We start from the raw sequence: 1917 nt of genomic DNA on the forward strand, positions 1-1917 counted from the left end.
CCAGTCCCGCCGAACCGGCCCCCACCCCGGACGGCGGTGGCGCGCCGAAGGTCGTCGCCGAAGGCGTCCCTTCATGTTCGCCCTGACCCGCTCGCCGACGACGGGCGCCGGCCGATGGCTGGCTCCACATCGTCGCCCCGCCCTCGTACGGCGCGAGCCCGAGCGTGCGCTCCTGGTGTTCCTGCGGCCGGGACGTCTTAGCCGCGGGCCGCGCCCTCGCGCTCATCGCCGACCACGCCGAGCATCACGAAGTCTGCTCCCGCCTCACCCCGCGAAGGGAAGCCGCATGACCACGCACGACCCCGAGCTGTGGGCCGGATTCGACCAGATGACCCCGGAGGATGTCGCCGGACCCGGGTGGGAGGAGCCCGTACCGCTCAACCCCCGCGGGCAGCTCCCCACGTTCCCCGTCGATGCCCTGCCCGACTGGCTCGCCGCCATGACCGCCGGGGTCGCGGAGGAAACGCAGACGCCCGTCGACCTCGCCGGGTGCCTAGCACTCGCCGTCATCGGCACGGCCGCCGGCGGGCGCCTCACCGTGAGCGTGCGCGGGCAGTGGAGCGAGCCGGTCAACCTCTACACGGCCGTCGCGATGCCGCCGGGCAGCCGCAAGAGCGCAGTGTTCGGGCTCATGGTCAAGCCGCTGCTCGCCGCCGAGAAGGCCCTCATCGAGCTCACGGCGCCGCAGCGGGCTGAGGCCGCCGCTTCCGCGCGGATCGCGAAAGCAGCTGCCGAGAGGGCTGAGAAGCTGGCGGCCAACGCGGATGCCGACAAGCTGGCAGGCCTGACCGCTCAGGCCATCTCCCTTTCCGAGGCCGCGGAGGCGGCCGTCGTCCCAGTCAAGCCGCAGCTCATCGCCGACGACACCACTGCCGAAAGCCTGACCAGCCTCCTCGCCCAGCAGGACGGACGGATCGCGATCCTGTCCCCGGAGGGAGAGATCTTCGAGATCATCGCCGGACGCTACTCTGCCGGCCCGAACATGGGGATTTTCCTCAAGGGCCACGCCGGCGACATGGCCCGCGTCAACCGCCAGGCGCGCGACCCCCAGTACATCGAGAACCCCGCCATCACCATGGGCCTGGCCATCCAGCCGGACGTCCTGGACTCCATCGGGCACATCAAGGGCGCCGACGGCCGCGGCCTGCTCGCCCGGTTCCTCTACTCCAAGCCCGAATCCCTCGTCGGCTACCGCAACCTCACCCCCGAACTCCTCAGCCCCGACACCGCCGGCACCTACGCCCAGAACCTCGGGGGCCTGGCCCTTACCCTCGCGGCCTGGACCGAAACCGCCGAACTCACCCTCACCCCTGAGGCTGACGCGGTCCTGCTGGCCTATCAGCGCGTCACGGAATCCCGCCTGCGCAAGGACGGGAGCCTCGCGCCGATCGTGAACTGGGCCAGCAAGCGCGACGGCGCCGTCGCCCGCATCGCAGGCCTCCTCCACCTCGCCGCCCACCCCGAGGACGCCTGGACGCGGCCGATCGCCGCCGCAACCATGGCCGCCGCCACCCGCCTCGGGGACTACTTCACCGCCCACGCCCTCGACGTCTTCAACGCCATGAAGGCCGACCCCGCCCAAGAAGCCGCCCACACCGTCCTGACCCACCTGACCGAGACCCGCACAGCGACCTTCACCAAGCGCGACCTCTTCCGCGCGATGCCCCGCAGCGAGTTCTCCGCTATGGGTGACCTCGACCCCGCCCTGGACCTCCTGGAGGAGCACGGTTGGATCCGCCAGCAGCCCCCACGGGCGCGTGTAGTGCTCGGACGTGGGGGCTGATGGGGGATCCAACGGTGCTCCCACAGAAGGTAACGGGCGGGACAGTGGCAACCAATACTGGCATAATGGAACCGGGGCATTGGACGACAGTGGCCGTCGTGGGGAGAGACGGGTAATTAAGACAAATTGAAATG

General features: G+C 70.5%; 1 protein-coding gene. It reads left to right on the forward strand.

Annotated features, from left to right (window positions below; translation table 11 throughout):
* The first annotated feature begins 286 nt into the window (after positions 1 to 286).
* Positions 287 to 1783, forward strand: coding sequence for a YfjI family protein (locus tag PV721_RS43125; RefSeq protein WP_319734300.1), 1497 nt, complete (start codon positions 287 to 289; stop codon positions 1781 to 1783).
* Positions 1784 to 1917: the final 134 nt, after the last annotated feature.

This window comes from Streptomyces sp. MB09-01 (genome assembly GCF_033794505.1).
GTDB lineage: Bacteria > Actinomycetota > Actinomycetes > Streptomycetales > Streptomycetaceae > Streptomyces.